This is a genomic window from Lachnospira pectinoschiza (assembly GCF_900103815.1).
GTDB classification, from domain to species: Bacteria; Bacillota; Clostridia; order Lachnospirales; family Lachnospiraceae; genus Lachnospira; species Lachnospira pectinoschiza_B.
Map to the genome: position 1 here is coordinate 735598 of NZ_FNHZ01000001.1, position 16410 is coordinate 752007.

The 16410-nt window shown below is 36.1% G+C and carries 13 protein-coding genes; 10 read left to right on the plus strand and 3 right to left on the minus strand.

Annotation, left to right across the window (positions count from 1 at the left end; all coding sequences use genetic code 11):
• Nucleotides 1-234 precede the first annotated feature (234 nt).
• From infC to BLQ66_RS03085, 4 genes are all read left to right on the plus strand, one after another.
• Complete coding sequence (gene infC / locus BLQ66_RS03070) at nt 235-729, plus strand: translation initiation factor IF-3 (protein ID WP_074520869.1); 495 nt, start codon at nt 235-237, stop codon at nt 727-729.
• A 30-nt stretch (nt 730-759) separates the two neighbouring features.
• Entirely contained in the window at nt 760-957 is a 198-nt protein-coding gene (gene rpmI / locus BLQ66_RS03075; protein ID WP_021867234.1) for a 50S ribosomal protein L35, read from the plus strand.
• Between the two features lie 58 nt (nt 958-1015).
• Entirely contained in the window at nt 1016-1372 is a 357-nt protein-coding gene (gene rplT, locus BLQ66_RS03080; RefSeq protein WP_027430376.1) for a 50S ribosomal protein L20, read from the plus strand.
• 318 nt (nt 1373-1690) lie between these two features.
• Nucleotides 1691-2746: a trigger factor gene (locus BLQ66_RS03085; RefSeq protein WP_074520870.1), complete on the plus strand. Its 1056-nt coding sequence runs from the start codon at nt 1691-1693 to the stop codon at nt 2744-2746.
• Nucleotides 2747-2753: 7 nt separating this feature from the next.
• Here the strand turns inward: BLQ66_RS03085 and BLQ66_RS03090 are convergent, their stop codons facing one another.
• The 3 genes from BLQ66_RS03090 to nrdG form a co-directional block, all read right to left on the minus strand.
• The gene (locus BLQ66_RS03090; protein ID WP_074520871.1) at nt 2754-3443 is read right to left on the minus strand and encodes an MgtC/SapB family protein; all 690 of its coding nucleotides are present in this window, start codon (nt 3441-3443) and stop codon (nt 2754-2756) included.
• A 166-nt stretch (nt 3444-3609) separates the two neighbouring features.
• Nucleotides 3610-4074 (minus strand): dUTP diphosphatase, encoded by a 465-nt coding sequence (gene dut / locus BLQ66_RS03095; protein ID WP_074520872.1) that lies wholly within the window; start codon nt 4072-4074, stop codon nt 3610-3612.
• Between the two features lie 6 nt (nt 4075-4080).
• Nucleotides 4081-4602, minus strand: a complete 522-nt coding sequence (nrdG, locus tag BLQ66_RS03100; protein WP_074520873.1) for an anaerobic ribonucleoside-triphosphate reductase activating protein — start codon at nt 4600-4602, stop codon at nt 4081-4083.
• A gap of 229 nt (nt 4603-4831) precedes the next feature.
• Here nrdG and BLQ66_RS03105 point away from each other — a divergent pair, with 229 nt between their 5' ends.
• The 6 genes from BLQ66_RS03105 to BLQ66_RS03130 all read left to right on the plus strand — a co-directional run bounded on the left by BLQ66_RS03105 (nt 4832) and on the right by BLQ66_RS03130 (nt 16358).
• Nucleotides 4832-7315: an exo-rhamnogalacturonan lyase family protein gene (locus BLQ66_RS03105; RefSeq protein WP_074520874.1), complete on the plus strand. Its 2484-nt coding sequence runs from the start codon at nt 4832-4834 to the stop codon at nt 7313-7315.
• A 42-nt stretch (nt 7316-7357) separates the two neighbouring features.
• Nucleotides 7358-8218: a sugar phosphate isomerase/epimerase family protein gene (locus BLQ66_RS03110; protein WP_074520875.1), complete on the plus strand. Its 861-nt coding sequence runs from the start codon at nt 7358-7360 to the stop codon at nt 8216-8218.
• Nucleotides 8219-8513: 295 nt separating this feature from the next.
• Nucleotides 8514-10814 (plus strand): RelA/SpoT family protein, encoded by a 2301-nt coding sequence (locus BLQ66_RS03115; RefSeq protein WP_083330243.1) that lies wholly within the window; start codon nt 8514-8516, stop codon nt 10812-10814.
• Nucleotides 10815-10868: 54 nt separating this feature from the next.
• Nucleotides 10869-11495, plus strand: coding sequence for an MBL fold metallo-hydrolase (locus BLQ66_RS03120; protein ID WP_074520876.1), 627 nt, complete (start codon nt 10869-10871; stop codon nt 11493-11495).
• Nucleotides 11496-11622: 127 nt separating this feature from the next.
• Nucleotides 11623-13077: a coproporphyrinogen dehydrogenase HemZ gene (hemZ, locus tag BLQ66_RS03125; protein WP_074520877.1), complete on the plus strand. Its 1455-nt coding sequence runs from the start codon at nt 11623-11625 to the stop codon at nt 13075-13077.
• A gap of 311 nt (nt 13078-13388) precedes the next feature.
• A complete protein-coding gene (locus BLQ66_RS03130) occupies nt 13389-16358 on the plus strand; it encodes an insulinase family protein (protein WP_074520878.1) in 2970 nt (989 codons plus the stop codon).
• The last annotated feature ends 52 nt before the right edge of the window (nt 16359-16410 follow it).

The window sequence follows — 16410 nt, forward strand, 5'->3', positions numbered from 1 at the left end:
ATGTTGACAATAGATATTGATGATGTTATTATTTAGTAGTTGCAAAACAAAGAAGAGTATCCACTCTCACCTCAGCACGATTAAGTGACTCGGGTTAATATTTAAATCATTTACCGTAAGGTTTTGTTTGAATTAAGTGTGGATAATCAATATTGATTATCCACTTTTTTTGTGGAAACGAGATTTTGCATAACATATAGACGAATATGGAGGTACACGACCATTAGCGAATTAATGATTAATGAACAGATCCGTGACAAGGAAGTAAGAGTCATCGGACAAGAAGGACAACAATTAGGAGTTATGTCATCAAAGGAAGCTCAGGGACTTGCAAGAGAAGCAGGAGTTGATCTTGTTAAGGTAGCTCCGTCAGCTAAGCCACCAGTCTGCAGACTTGTAGATTACGGCAAGTACAAGTACGAGTTAATCAGAAAAGAGAAAGAAGCTAAGAAGAAACAGAAAACTGTTGAAGTTAAGGAAGTTAGATTATCACCTAACATCGATACTAACGATCTTAATACTAAGTGTAACTCAGCTAGAAAGTTTATCGAGAAAGGCAACAAGGTTAAGGTCTCTTTAAGATTTAGAGGTAGAGAGATGGCACATATTGATTCAAGTAAGCATATTCTTGAAGAATTTGCTGAGAGACTCTCAGACATCGCCGTAATCGATAAAGCTCCTAAGATGGAAGGTAGGAGTATGACTATGTTTTTAACGGAAAAACGTTAAAAAATTAAGAAGGATTTAGGAGGAACTATTATGCCAAAGGTAAAGACAAAAAGAGCAGCTGCTAAGCGTTTTAAAGTAACTGGAACAGGTAAGTTAAAGAGAATGAAGGCTTACAAGAGCCATATCCTTACTAAGAAGACTACTAAGAGAAAGAGAAATCTTAGACACGCAGCTATGACTGACGCAACTAACGTTAAGACAATGAAGAAGATTATGCCTTATCTTTAATCTGATGATTAAATTTGAGTCTTAACATTTCAAGTTTTTTATAGGAGGAATTATTAAAATGGCAAGAATTAAAGGCGGATTAAACGCAAAGAAGAAGCATAATAAAGTATTAAAGCTCGCTAAGGGTTATAGAGGTGCTAGATCTAAGCAGTACAGAGTTGCAAAGCAGTCTGTAATGAGAGCCCTCACAGAAAGCTACAAGGGTAGAAAGCAGAAGAAGAGACAGTTCAGACAGTTATGGATCGCAAGAATTAACGCTGCTGCAAGACTTAACGGTCTTTCATACAGCAAGTTCATGTTCGGCTTAAAGTCAGCTAACATCGACCTTAATAGAAAGGTTTTAGCTGAAATGGCTGTTAACGATGCTGAAGGTTTTGCAAAGCTTGTTGAAGTTGCAAAGTCTAAGTTAGCTTAATTAGTATTAAGATAAAGTTAATAACGAATTTTAACACCTTATAGATTTATCTATAAGGTGTTTTTTTATGATCTTGGCGATCATTTTGCTGCACTATTTTACTTCGCAACGTAAGGCTTGTAAGTACATTAAGGAAAATAATAAGTAATCTTGTATTTATAAGTCTATGATAATTTTGTGAAAAATATAAAATTTAGGCCTTAAATCTATGAATAAATTGTAAATTGTGGTATATTTATAACCGATGCAAACGAAAGCTGAAAGCTAGATATATGCTTGTTTGCATCCTAAAAAAAGAGGAAAAGGATTTAGGGTTATATGAGAAAGAATATATTAAAAAAGGCTCTAGCTAGCACTTTAATTGCAACTACAATCTTAACAACATTTACAGCATGTAATACAAAGATTGATGTTGATTTGGGCTATAAGGCTAGTGACTATGTAACATTGGGAGATTACAAGAATATTAACGTAGAGGTTGATAGAACATCTATCGAGAACGAATTAGTAGAAGAGGCTATTCTTGAAGATCAGGAAGAGAATACAACATATTCAGAAGTTAGCAGAGGAGCTATTGCAACAGATCAGGTTATGTATAATGTAACTTGTGCTTACTCTGGCGTTACAATTTCTGAATTAAGTGCATCAGGGGAGACAATTATCTTAGGTGTAGATGATTTCCCTATTGATATTGATGGCCTAGAAGACATGCTTTATGGCATGACAGCTGGTGAAACTAAGGTTCAGATAGTTACTTTACCAGAAGATTATTCTAATACAGAATATGCTGGTGCTAAGGTAGTATTTGAGATTACAGTTGAAGAGGTTGACCAGGCAAATGTACCTATGATTACAGATGCTTATGTTAGTCAGTACTATGGTTACTCAACTGTAGAAGAATATAGAGAGTCTATTAAGACAGAAGTTGCAAGTGATGTGGATGAGAAGGTTCAGTCAGCTTATGAAGAAGCTGTATTAACAGAACTTACTAATATTTGCGAAGTATCAGATATTCCACAGTCATTATATGATGAAAAGTATGATCAGCTTAATACTAGTATCAATTTCTATGCAACACTTATGAGTAAGTCTAATGATGAGTATTGTGAATATTATTTTAATATGACATTTGACGAATATGTTCGTAAGTCATGCGAACAGAGACTTATCCTTGAAGCAATTATTGAAGCTGAGGATATGACACTTACTGAATATCAGTACAAGGGAGAACTTGATACATTTGCAGAAGACAATGGTTTCTCAACAGGTTCTTTAATGGTAGAGAAGTATGGTAAGGATAAGGTTTGCATTGGTATGTTAGTAGCAAGAGCACAGCAGTTTGTACTTGATAGCGCTACAGCAAACTATATCTAAGACATATTTAATGTCCCATTTCTTCAATTAAGATACAGCCTTCTAGGTTTTTAATATCGTTAATTACTCTGTATCTGTTTTGAGGATCCTTAATTTTAAGAGAGAATAACATGTATCCTGGTAGATTGTTAATGGCAGGATATTGTTCTAAATCATAGATGCTGTAATCCCTTTCGTGGGTGAAACGAATGAGAGCAGGCATGAATAAGCTATGGTCACATTCCACATAGAGATAGATATACTTGTTATATTTTATAAAGCTTCTATCAACGAAGGTGAGAACACGCATAATAACTAATACGGCAATTGAGCAGATTATTGCTCCGGAATAAAAGCCTGACCCAATAGCGATACCGATGGTGGCACAACACCAGAGGCCCGCTGCTGTGGTCAGGCCTTTTATTCTACTATTTCTAGTCACAATAATAGTACCAGCACCTAAGAAACCTATACCACTTACAACTTGGGCAGGGATTCTAGCTGGGTCAACATTTTCATAAAGACCAAACATATAGAGATTGGTGATGCAGGTTAGGGTAGCACCAAGACAAACTACTACATAGGTTCTAAAGCCTGCAGGTCTTTGCTTTTTTTCACGTTCCATACCCAGTAAACCAGAAAGAATCATAGCCAAAATTATACGAAAAGTTATGGAATATAAATTTAAATCCGATAAAATCTTGATATCTTCTAACATATTCAATTCCCCCAAACATATACTTTTATTAATTATATCATACATATAAAAATTTTTTTTATTTTTTAGCTTAAAATTTAGATAAATAAAAAAGGCCTAGTCTTATTGAAAATAAAAAACCAGACCTTGTTATTATAGTGTTAAATTGGCTTTAACTGAGTAATTACTACTTTCTACCTGTAGAACCAAAACCGCCCTCACCACGATCAGTATCAGATAAATCCTCAACTTCATTGTAGTTAGCAACGATGTAAGGAGCAAGAACCATCTGAGCTACACGCTCGCCAGTTTCTACAGTCTTATCTTCGTTAGTATGATTGTGAAGAGCAACAATAATTTCTCCACGATAGTCTGAATCAATAACTCCAACCTTGTTTGCTGGTGCAAGACCTCTCTTGCAAGCCATACCAGAACGAGCATAAATAAGACCTACAAGACCTGTAGGAATCTCCATTGCAATACCTGTGTGAATAAATCTTGTTTCGCCTGCAGGAATAACAATGCTTGTTTCCTCTGCTGAGTAAAAATCAGCACCTGCTGCAAATTCTGAACCGTAGCTTGGAATGACAGCCTTGTCACTAAGCTTTTTTACATTAACCTTTGTATTAGTTATAGATGGTGTAAATTCCATATTAGATTAGCCCTCCCATAAAATTACTTCGTTAGCTTTGAGGCTCTTTTTAACGTCAATTAATCTTTGATTAGATGAACCGCGATATTTAAGCATTAAATCCTTTAATTCAAGAACAAATTTACCATCTACTAAAACATCAATATAAGATATCATTTCCTTGGTTTCTGGCCACTTTGGAACCATTTCTTGTAAGATCTGCTTATCAAATAAATAACCTGAGAAGCACCAAATAGACTTATCTGGATACTTTTCCTTGATCTCTCTTAAGAGGGGAAGTAAACCAATTTGATTAACATGTTCAAAAGGTTCTCCGCCTAAAAGAGTAATACCTGTAATATAGTCAGGTTCTAAGGATTTCACTATCTCATCCATTACTTCCTTAGTAAATTCTAAACCATAATTAAAATCCCATGCCACCTCGTTAAAACAGCCTTTACAGTGGTGTGTACAACCACTTACAAAAAGAGAGGTACGAACACCAGGACCATTAGCTATATCATTATATTTGATTGTTGCATAATTCATAGATTCTAATCCTCCCGTTTTTTATATTTAATATTTTATCAAATTTGGCTAATAAATTAAAGTTCTTAATAGAGGACAAAAACATCTGTACAATATAACTGTAAAAGCTTGTTTTATAGATAATTATTCAAGGGTAAAAAATATGTAAATTTGATAGATTATAATAACAAACTATATTATAATAAAGATATATTGTTTTTAAAAATTTATGTATTAAGGGTGGTATGTTATGGTTAATGTGTATTTTGAGAAGCTATATAGATACGAGAGAAAGCAGGAATACGTAGGCGTTGCTATACCTTTTAAGAAGGGCGAATACTTTGACTTGGATAAATTATCAGTTGTTCAAAAGGATAAGAAGTTAGTTCATCAGGCAAAGGTTACAGCAAAGTATGACGATGGAAGTATAAAGTTTGCTTATGTTAGATTTCTTGCTGACCTTGCAGCTAATAAGACTTGTTTTGCAACAGTCCTTACAGGCAAGGAGACAGAGGAAGAATTAAAGGAAGCTACAGGCATCACTAATCTAGATGCCTTATCTTTAGAAAATGTATCTAAGCTTAGTTGTAATGTAAATAAGGAAGCTGGCACAATTTCTGTAGATACAGGTGTCCTAAAGTTTTCGTTAGCTAATAATTCTAGTAATATTTTCTCTAAGTTAGAAGATGGTTATAGAGATTACACAGAGGATAACTTTGTAGGACCTAATTTATCAGTTAAGAATAGAACTAGTGAGGATAGTTTTAAGCTTGATAATTACAGCTTTAACATTGATAGCTGGAGAGTGGTTGAGGCAGGAGCTGTTAGTGCGATTTTTGAAGGAAAAGGACATCATGATTTAATTGAAGAGAGTGAGAATGGCGCAAAGCGTATTGACTTTGAACTTAGAATTACTGCAGTTTCTGGAAAGCCTTACTTAGATGTGGCTTATAGAATCATTAATACAAGTGATAATCCTTTAGAGATTAATAGCCTTGAATTCTTTGTTAAGGCAGATGTAAACAAGGCTTGTGATAATGAGTTAGTTGATATGGCAAAAGCTCTTCATGAATCAGCAGGTGGCGATTCTACAGGTTGTGGTGATGGTGCAATTGATAATTCAAAGACTAGCGGACCAGTCTTTCATACTAGAGGAATTAACGATTTAGATGATATTTTATCAAGAACACCTGTGGATACTGTTAGAACGGTGGCAGCTAGATCAAACTATAAGACTGATTTCTATATTGGAAGAGATGGCTTTAATGCAAATGTTATCGCAGACGACAAAGGCCTCTTAAAGGAAGGTAACGAGCACTTTGCAGAAGTTTTATATGGTACTTTCTTTGCAGATAGAACTGATGAGAAGTCTGGAGTTTGTGCAACAATTTATCAGGCAATGCAAAATTACCCAAAGGCTATTAAGGCTGATAAGAACGGCATTGGGGTTATGCTTGTGCCAGAGAATATCAACAAGGTTGTGATGCAGTCAGGTATGGCAAGAGAGCAGAGATTCTTGTTACATTTTCATGGACCAGAAGAAAGTATGGTTGAGATTGACAACCGTAGCTTGATTTATCAGATGCCAGACCTTGGAGTTATTAGTCCTGACGTCTTTAGAGAGTCGGGGGCTTTAATGGATGTATTCCCAACTAAGCTTGATGACGATGTGGAAATTGCCCTTATTAATAGATGCGATGCCCATGATAGAAATTACGGTATGTTAAACTGGGGCGACTCAGTAGATCAGGGCTATACAAAGCAGGGTAGAGCTAATGGAAAGCCAGTTTATAGTAACAACGAATACGACTATCCACACGCTTGTGCTCTTCAGTTTGCAAGAACTGGAACTAGAAGATTTTACGATTACATGGCTAATCACGCTAGCCACTGGATGGACGTGGACGTTTGCCACTATAGCAAGGACCCACTTAGAATCGGTGGTATGTGGGAACACACAGGGGGCCATATTGTTAACGGTATTATGGTTTGCTCTCACGAGTGGGTTGAGGGCCTTATGGACTATTATCATTTTACAGGAGATGAGAGAGGCCTTGAGACTGCCCTTGGTATTGGTGAAAATGTACTTCGACTCCTTGATACACCTATGTATGCCGTACCAGGAGAAGCTAACGCTAGAGAAACTGGTTGGGCTCTTAGAGCCTTGATTGCTTTATACGTTGAGACTAATGATAAGAAGTGGCTAAGTAAGTGCGATTGGATATTAGATAGCTTTATTACTTGGGAAAAGCAGTACGGACACTGGCTAGCACCATATACAGATAATACTTTAATTCGTGTTGGTTTTATGATTTCTGTAGCTATTGGTAGTGTAATGCGCTATTACAGAGTATTCCCAAGACAGGATTTAAAGGAAATGCTTATTCGTGCTGTAGATGATTTAGTAGATAACTGCTTACTTGATAATGGCTTGTTCTATTATAAGGAGCTTCCAAGTTTAGCTAGAAATGGCAATAATACTTTACTTTTAGAGTCTTTGGCTATTGCATTTGAGTTGACAGCTGATATAAAATATTTATATCCGGGCTTTAAGACATTTAAGAAAACTATTGGTGAGAATGTCAGAGCGGGAGTTTCAAATAAAACTATAGTTGATGATGCAGTACATGTAGCAGGGGATTCAACAAAGGGCTTTGCACAAAGCTTCATTCCTCTTATTACATACTACAAGGCTTTAACAGAAGCCGGAATCAACTACGAGGATATAAGATAAGACTAGTTATTTAGGCTTTAAAAGAAGGAGGAGAACAATTAAATGAGAATAGGTATTAGAGCACATGATATGGCTTATGCACCAATCGAGGACTTAATTCCAAGAGTTCATGAACAAGGATTTCATTGCATGCATTTAGCCCTTAAGAAGTCAATAAAGGAGTATAGCACAGGGGTTGAGGCTATGACACCAGGACTTGCAATGCATCTTAAGGAAATTTGTAACGACAACAAGGTAGACGTAGCAGTACTTGGATGCTACTTAAACCTTTGTAATCCTAATCCAGTAAAACATGCTGAGATAGTAGAAAAGTACAAGGCTCATATCCGTTTTGCTAGCATACTTGGTTGTGCTGTTGTGGGAACTGAGACAGGTGCTGTTAATGAAGAATACAAGTATGAAGAGGCTAATCATTCAGAAGAGGCTCTAGAATGCTTTATTGAGAATTTAAGACCAATCGTCAAGTATGCAGAACAGTTTGGCGTAATATTTGCCATTGAGCCAGTTTGGAAGCATATTGTTAATACAGTAGAAAGAGCTAGAAGAGTACTTGATGAAATTAATTCACCAAACCTACAGATTATTTTTGACCCTGTAAACTTACTTTATCCAGGTAATATTAAGGATCAGGATGAAATTATTAAGAAGGGCTTTGAATTACTAGGCAAGGATATTGCAGTAGTTCACTGTAAGGATTTCATTGATGAAGGCAAGGAAGTAGACTTAAAGAGCGTGGCAGCAGGTAAGGGCGGCCCAGATGGTAAGGGTGGCTTAAACTACCCATTACTTCTTAAGCTAATTAAGGAGCACAAGCCTTATGTACACTGCACTCTTGAGAATACAGTTCCTGAAAATGCAGTAGAGACCCGCGAATTTATGGAAAATCTTTACGCATCGCTATAATTAAAGAATACTAATAGAAATAAAAGTGCACCAGAAAGCTTTCTGGTGCACTTAGTGTAAAGCGGACATTCGGAATCCGCTTCGCTACTTCCTCATGAACGCAGTGGCACTTTGTGCCACCTGTCAGAAGGGGCTTTAACCCCTTCTGACACTAGTAAGCTTTATACCCCCGCTTAAAGCTTACGCTTTTGAAGCGGGGGATTGCTTACACTGCGTTCATAAAAAGAGTGACTTTTTTTATAGTTATGTATATAATGATAGATAATAAAGAATTTTAAAAGACGAGGAGAAGTTTATGCCTGAGAAGATTATACTTGCAGAATCAAATAATGTTAAGACTAATCAGGTGGAGGGAACAACACAGACACCGGCTGATTTTACTGCGCCAGAAGAGTTATATAAGGAGTTAGTAAGAAAGATAAAGGCCTATCACCCATCCACAGATTTGTCTGATATTGAAAGGGCATATAAGGTGGCTTATGAGGCTCACAAGGATCAGAAGAGAAAATCTGGAGAGCCATACATTATCCACCCTCTTTGTGTTGCAATCATACTTGCAGAATTAGAGCTTGATAAAGAGACAATTATAGCGGGTTTATTACACGATGTTGTAGAAGATACAGCCCTTACAAGTGAGGATGTTACAAGAGAGTTTGGCAGTGAAGTAGCCTTACTTGTAGATGGTGTTACTAAGTTAACTCAGTTAAATTATGAGCATGATAAGATAGAGGTTCAGGCTGAAAACCTAAGAAAGATGTTCCTTGCCATGGCAAAGGATATTAGAGTTATCTTAATTAAGCTTGCCGATAGACTTCATAACATGCGTACAATGCAGTATCAAAAGCCTAATAAGCAGGTAGAGAAATCAAGAGAAACAATGGAGATTTATTCTCCAATTGCTCATAGACTTGGTATTAGTAAGATTAAGGTTGAATTAGATGATTTAGCCATGCGTTACTTAATGCCAGAAGAATACAACAAATTAGTTGAAGAGGTCAGTGCTAATAGACCCGGCAGAGAAGCATTTATAAAAAGCATAATTAAGGAAGTAGGAATGCATATTAAGAATGCGGATATTGATGCTGAAATTGATGGTCGAGTTAAGCACTTCTTCTCAATCTATCGTAAGATGGTAAGTCAGAATAAGACACTAGACCAGATTTATGATATTTTTGCTGTAAGAATTAAGGTGGATTCCGTAAAGGATTGTTATGCGGCCCTTGGTGTTATTCATGAGATGTATAAGCCAATCCCTGGTCGATTTAAAGACTATATTGCCATGCCAAAGCCTAATAACTATCAGTCTCTTCATACAACTCTAATTGCTTCAAATGGTCAGCCTTTTGAAGTTCAGATTAGAACTTACGAGATGCATAGAATTGCTGAATACGGTATTGCAGCACATTGGAAATATAAGGAAGGTAAGACAGGCGGTAAGGACACTCAGTCTGAGGAGGCTAAGCTTAGCTGGTTAAGACAGATTCTAGAGTGGCAGCGCGACATGTCTGATAATAAGGAGTTCTTATCATCTATTAAGAGCGACTTAGACCTTTTCTCAGATTCCGTATATGCCTTCACTCCATCGGGAGATGTAAAGAATTTACCAGCAGGCTCTTGTCCTATTGATTTTGCTTATAGCATTCACTCTGCTGTAGGTAATAGAATGGTAGGCGCTAGAGTTAACGGTAAGTTAGTTAATATTGATTATAAGATACAAAGCGGCGATAGAATTGAAATTATCACATCCCAGAATTCTAAGGGACCAAGTAGAGATTGGCTATCTATTGTTAAGTCAACACAGGCTAAGAATAAGATCAATCAGTGGTTCAATCAGGAATTAAAGGAAGAGAATATCGTTCGTGGTAAGGAACTTATTTCTAACTACATTAAGGCTAAGGGCTATAAGCAGGAAGAACTTATTAAGCCAGAATTTATTGAGAAGGCTCTAAAGAAGTATGGCTTTAAAAACTGGGATTCCATGCTTGCAACAGTAGGTCATGGTGGCTTAAAAGAAGGCCAGGTAGTTAATAAGCTCTATGATGAGTATCTTAAGAATAAGAAAAATGAAATCACAGACGATTCAGTACTTGAAGAGGTTCTTGCAAATGACCCTAAGGCAAAAATTAAGAAGAATTCCGGCAAGTCTGGCATCATAGTTAAGGGTACACATGATGTGGCAGTTAGATTTTCTAAGTGTTGTAATCCAGTGCCAAACGATGAAATTGTTGGTTTCGTTACAAGAGGTAGAGGTATCTCTATCCATAGAACAGACTGTATTAATATCCTAAACTTCCCAGCAAGTGAGAGAGCAAGACTTATTGAAGCAGAATGGGAAAGCTCAGGAGATAGCACAGAGAAGTACAGTACTGAAATTAATATTTACGCTAATAATAGAAATGGCCTTATTGTTGATATTTCTAAGATATTTACAGAAGCTAACATTTCTATGACAAGCTTGAATTGTAGAATTAATAAGAAGAACATTGCCACAATCAATATTGGATTTACTATTCATACAAAGGATGAGCTTAATAGACTTATTGATAAGCTACAGAAGGTTGAATCAGTAACTGATATTGAAAGAACAACGGGCTAAGATTTATTTTACATATTGTTAATGCTAGACCTTTAGGTCAAATGGGAGGAAAAAATGAGCAAACTAGATTGTAGAGTTTTAGGCATGATTAGTACAAATTGTTATTTGTTTACTAATGATGCGTTGGATGAATGTATTATTGTTGACCCAGCAGATAGAGCAGATGTAATTGCTCAAATGGTAGAATCTAGTAAGGCTAAGCCTGTGGCGATTTTACTAACTCACGGGCATTTTGATCACATTGGAGCAGTGGATGAATTAAGAAAGAAATATAATATTAAGGTCTATGCAGCAGATGCTGAAAAAGACTTGCTTGAATCTCCTTATAAGAATCTTTCAAGTGATTATGGTCTTAATTTTACAATTAAGGCAGATGTTTACTTAAAAGATGGAGAGGAATTTGAGCTTGCGGGCTTTAAGATAAAGGCTATACATACGCCGGGACACACAGAAGGTGGTATGTGCTTTTATTTTCCAGAGGAGTCTATTATGTTTACAGGAGATACTCTCTTTTATGAATCTGTGGGTAGATCAGATTTTCCAACAGGTAGCATGTCTAGCTTAGTTCGTGAAATTAAGAATAAGCTATTTGTTTTACCGGATGAGACCATCTGTTATCCAGGACATGGCCAGGAAACAAGCATTATGCATGAAAAGGCATATAATCCATTTGTTTACTAAAAATACTAACTAGATAATTTTTGTGATATATAGTAGAATTAAGTCTGCTTGTCTTTTGGGACAAGCAGATTTTTGTTTTAGACTGCTTTTATTTGGGAGAGAAATCCCAAGTTTAGAAAGGATCAATATGATTTATATAAATATAGATGATGACGCATTTTACGACGATGCGGTTACAATTGTAAGAAGCTTTTATCCAAGAGTGGATGTAAAGCCTGCAAGACCAATATCTGGAACTTCAGATGTGAATAATCCTGCCACTTTTAATCCTATTAAGGAAGTGACAGTAAAGTTAGAGGAAGGGGATAAGTTAATTGAGATTGAAGCCCCTGATGTAACAGGACTCTCGAAAGCCGATGCCCACGAGAAGTTTAAGGTTAAGCTCTATAAACAGCTTGAAGAAAAGGAAGGTCATGGTCTTCCATGGGGTAACATGACAGGGGTTCGCCCTAGTAAAATCGCCTATCAGATGATAGTTGAGGGTAAGTCAGAAGAAGAGATTATTGACTTTTTTACAAAGGAACATTTTACAAGTCTAGCAAAGGCAAAGCTTGCTATTGAGGTGGCTAAAAAGGAGATTTCCCTAGTTTCAAAGCTTGATGTAAAAAATGGATATAGTCTTTATATTGGAATTCCCTTCTGTCCTAGTATTTGCCTTTACTGTTCTTTCTCAGCCTATGCCTACAATGCCTTTAAGGATAGGGTAGAGGCTTACGTGGATGCCTTGATTCATGAGATTACAGAGGTTTCTAAGATGATGAAGGGCAAGCGCCTTGATACAGTTTATTTTGGCGGGGGAACACCTACAACTCTAAGCCCTGCCCAGCTAGATAGGGTACTTACTAAGTTAGAGGAGTGCTTTGATTTAGAAAATGTATTGGAGCTTACAGTGGAAGCTGGTAGACCGGACAGCATCACAAGGGAGAAGTTAGAGGTTTTAAGAGACCATAAGGTAGAGCGAATCTCTATTAATCCTCAGACTATGAATCAGGAAACTCTTGATTTAATCGGAAGAAAGCACAGTGTTGAGGACATTAAGAATGCTTATAAGCTAGCAACAGAGCTAGGCTTTGATAATATCAACATGGATATGATTCTTGGACTTCCAGGGGAAGGACCAGAAGAGGTTAAGAATACCCTTGATACAATTAAGGCCATGAATCCAAGTTCACTCACTGTACACTCCCTTGCCCTTAAGCGTTCTAGTAGACTTAATATCTATAGAGATAGATATAAGAACTTAGATTTTAAGAACACTGAAAGCATTGTGAATATGACAGAAGAATGTGCTAAGGACTTAGGGGTAGAGCCTTATTATATGTATCGCCAGAAGAATATGGCTGGTAATTTTGAAAATGTAGGCTATGCCCGTCCAGGTAAAGAATGCATTTACAATATTCTCATTATGGAAGAGGTACAGACAATCATTGCTTGTGGTGCAGGCGCTAGCACTAAGATTGTAAGCACTAACCCAGTAGACAATTCTAGCCTTATTACTAGAGTTGAGAATGTGAAAAATGTAGACGAATACATTAACCGTATCGATGAAATGATTGAGAGAAAGCGTAAAGAATTAGCCTAAGCTTGGGGTGTTGTTTTATGTGAGATTATATGAACGCAGTGTAAGCAATCCCCCGCTTTACACTTGCAATTCTGTTTATTAATGATATAATTTATATATAAAAAGTACGTGATATAAATTTACTAGTTTATTATGAGTTAGTTTTATAAAACTTTCACTATTTATGGCTATACGGTAAGTTTACAACAGGTCTTGTAGTATGTTAAAATTAGCATTTGCAAGACCTGTTTTATTGTTTTGTAAGCTAGTAAATTAGCTATTTTTAACGCATTTGCTTATAGATAAAATTTTAAAAGAAAAGAGGACAGACTATGGATTTAAAAGCACATTTTGACAAGTTAAAAAACTTTAGTCGAGGTGATTATGAGACTATTAGTGTTGAACAGTTAGAAGACCTTAATTCAGTAGGTTTATTACTTAAACATAAAAAGAGTGGTGCTAAGATTTGCTTAGTATCTAATGATGATAATAATAAGGTGTTTTCAATTGGCTTTAAGACACCTCCAACTAACGACACTGGAACTCAGCATATTATTGAACATTCAACTCTTTGCGGTTCAAGAAAGTACCCTGTAAAGGATCCTTTTGTTGAATTAGTTAAGGGTTCACTTAATACATTCCTTAATGCCATGACTTACCCAGATAAGACAATTTATCCTGTGGCAAGTTGTAATGACGTGGATTTTAAGAACTTAACTGACGTTTATATGGATGCAGTTTTCTATCCTAACATGTATAAGGAGAAGAAGATCTTTATGCAGGAGGGATGGCATTACGAATTAGAGAGTAAGGATGCACCACTTAAGTTCAACGGCGTTGTATTTAACGAAATGAAGGGTGCATTTTCATCAGCTGATGACGTCCTTGCTAGATATACATTTTCAAGTCTTTTCCCAGATAACAACTATAAGTATGAATCTGGCGGAGACCCAGAGGTTATTCCTGATTTAACTTATGAGGAATTCTTAAAGTATCATGGTGAATATTATCATCCTGTGAATAGCTACATCTATATTTATGGTGACTTTGATATTAATGAAAGACTTGATTACTTAGCTAAGGAATATCTTGATAACTTTGATAAGGCAGATGTTAATATTAACACTGATATTGCCTATCAGAAGGGCTTTGATAAGCCTCTTGATTTAGTAAGAGAATATGCTATTGCCGATGATGAGTCAGAGGAGAATAATACATATTTTTCATATAACACAGTAGTTGGTACAAGTACTGATGATAAGTTATATCTTGCTATGGATATTCTAGATTATGCCTTAGTTCTTGCGCCAGGCGCACCACTAAAGCAGGCTTTAATTGATGCAGGTATTGGTACTGATATTTATTCTGATTTTGAATCTTCAGTTTATCAGCCAATTTACTCAATTGTAGCTAAGAATGCTAATGCAGCTAAGAAGGACGAGTTCGTTAAGGTAGTTAATGAGACTTTAACTAAGCTAAGAGATGAGGGTATTAATCCTAGATTATTACTTGCTGCTCTTAACTATTATGAATTTAAGTATAGAGAGGCAGATTACGGCCCATTCCCTAAGGGACTTATGTACTACCTAAATATGAATGATAGCTGGTTTTATGATGAGACAAAGCCTTTTGTTCATGTTAAGGAAGGCAAGATTTACGCAGAATTAAGAGAAGAGATTGATAAGGGTTATTTTGAAAATTTAATCGATAAGTATTTACTTAACAATAACCACAAGTTAATTCTTACTCTAAATCCTAAGAAGGGCTTAGATGAGGCAAGAAGACAAAAGGAAGCTAAGAGACTTGCAGATTACAAGGCTACTTTAACAGATGAGCAGCTTGAGGAAATCATTAAGTCTACTAAGGAATTAAAGGAATATCAGGATACTCCATCTAGTCAGAAGGACTTAGAGACAATTCCTATGCTTAAGCTCTCTGATATTGAGAAGAAGCCTGAAAAGCTCTACATCGATAAGAGAGAAGTTAACGGAGTGGACGTAGTATTTAGTGATTTATTTACTAATAAGATTGCCTACTCATTACTTTCTTTTGATTGTAAGGATGTACCAGAAGAGCTTATTCCATACGTTGGCTTACTTTCAACTGTAATGACAGCTATGGATACAAAAAATTACAGCTATCAGGAATTAACTAATGAAATCAATATTAACAGTGGTGGAATTAGAACTGATGGAGCTGCAATTTACTCAGATAAGGACGACTTAGATAAGTTTACAATTAGATATGAGTTAAAGGGTAAGTCCCTTTATAATAAGCTAGACTTCATCTTTGATATGTATAAGGAAATCATTTATACAACAAAGTTTGATGACTATAAGAGATTAAAGGAAATCCTTGCTAGAAGTAAGTCAAGACTTGAGGGCTCAATGGTTAGTGCAGGTAACACAGTGGCTGTTATGAATACACTTTCACAGTTCTCAAAGAAGGCTCACTATTCTAACCTTATGAAGGGCTATCAGTATTACAGCTTTATTGAGCGCTTAAATGCTAACTTTGACGAGCTTAAGGAAACTATCGTTTCAAAGTTAAATGAGCTTGTTTCATACATTTTCAATAAGGATAATCTTGTAGTTCATATTACAGCTGATGACGAGGGCTACGAATTATTTGAGAAGTCTCTTAAGAAGTTCTTAGAGGATGTTCCTGATAATAAGTATGAAGTCGCTAAGCGTGAATATGTGCCAAAGAAGGTTAAGACTGGCTTTACATCTTCTTCACAGGTGCAGTATGTGGCTATGTGTGGAAATTATATTAAGGAAGGCTATGAATATACTGGCGCCCTAAAGGTATTAAAGGTTATCTTCTCTTATGATTATTTATGGATAAATGTAAGAGTTAAGGGTGGAGCTTATGGCTGTAACAGTAGTTTCCTAAGAAATGGTGATATGTATCTTTCAAGTTATAGAGATCCAAACTTAAAGGAAACTATTGATATCTTTAAAAAGGCTTATGAGTATGTAGAAAACTTTGATGTTTCAGATAGAGATATGTTAAAATATATCATTGGAACAATTAGTGATTTAGACACACCTCTAAATCCTTCAGCTAAGGGTATTAGATCCTTTAGCGCTTACTTAAGCAATGCGGATTACGACACATTTGCAAAGGAAAGAAAGGAAATTCTAGAGTGTGATGTTAAGGCTATTAAGGCCCTTGCACCAATTGTTAAATTAGCAATGGAACAGGATTACTTAAGCGTAGTAGGTAACCAGCAGGTAATCCAGGATAATAAGGAAATCTTTGATGAGGTTAAGCCTCTTATCCTATCTAGTGGAAACTAGAAAAATGGTTATGATGAGATAGTAAGAAAGGAATTAATTAATGAATTTAGAC

Excerpts from the sequence above, each read along its gene's own strand:
- hemZ (WP_074520877.1), top strand. The coding sequence starts at position 11,623 with ATGATTTATATAAATATAGATGATGACGCATTTTACGACGATGCGGTT.
- rpmI (WP_021867234.1), top strand. The coding sequence starts at position 760 with ATGCCAAAGGTAAAGACAAAAAGAGCAGCTGCTAAGCGTTTTAAAGTA.
- infC (WP_074520869.1), top strand. The coding sequence starts at position 235 with ATGATTAATGAACAGATCCGTGACAAGGAAGTAAGAGTCATCGGACAA.
- rplT (WP_027430376.1), top strand. The coding sequence starts at position 1,016 with ATGGCAAGAATTAAAGGCGGATTAAACGCAAAGAAGAAGCATAATAAA.
- nrdG (WP_074520873.1), bottom strand. The coding sequence starts at position 4,602 with ATGAATTATGCAACAATCAAATATAATGATATAGCTAATGGTCCTGGT.
- BLQ66_RS03110 (WP_074520875.1), top strand. The coding sequence starts at position 7,358 with ATGAGAATAGGTATTAGAGCACATGATATGGCTTATGCACCAATCGAG.
- dut (WP_074520872.1), bottom strand. The coding sequence starts at position 4,074 with ATGGAATTTACACCATCTATAACTAATACAAAGGTTAATGTAAAAAAG.
- BLQ66_RS03115 (WP_083330243.1), top strand. The coding sequence starts at position 8,514 with ATGCCTGAGAAGATTATACTTGCAGAATCAAATAATGTTAAGACTAAT.
- BLQ66_RS03090 (WP_074520871.1), bottom strand. The coding sequence starts at position 3,443 with ATGTTAGAAGATATCAAGATTTTATCGGATTTAAATTTATATTCCATA.
- BLQ66_RS03105 (WP_074520874.1), top strand. The coding sequence starts at position 4,832 with ATGGTTAATGTGTATTTTGAGAAGCTATATAGATACGAGAGAAAGCAG.
- BLQ66_RS03130 (WP_074520878.1), top strand. The coding sequence starts at position 13,389 with ATGGATTTAAAAGCACATTTTGACAAGTTAAAAAACTTTAGTCGAGGT.
- BLQ66_RS03120 (WP_074520876.1), top strand. The coding sequence starts at position 10,869 with ATGAGCAAACTAGATTGTAGAGTTTTAGGCATGATTAGTACAAATTGT.
- BLQ66_RS03085 (WP_074520870.1), top strand. The coding sequence starts at position 1,691 with ATGAGAAAGAATATATTAAAAAAGGCTCTAGCTAGCACTTTAATTGCA.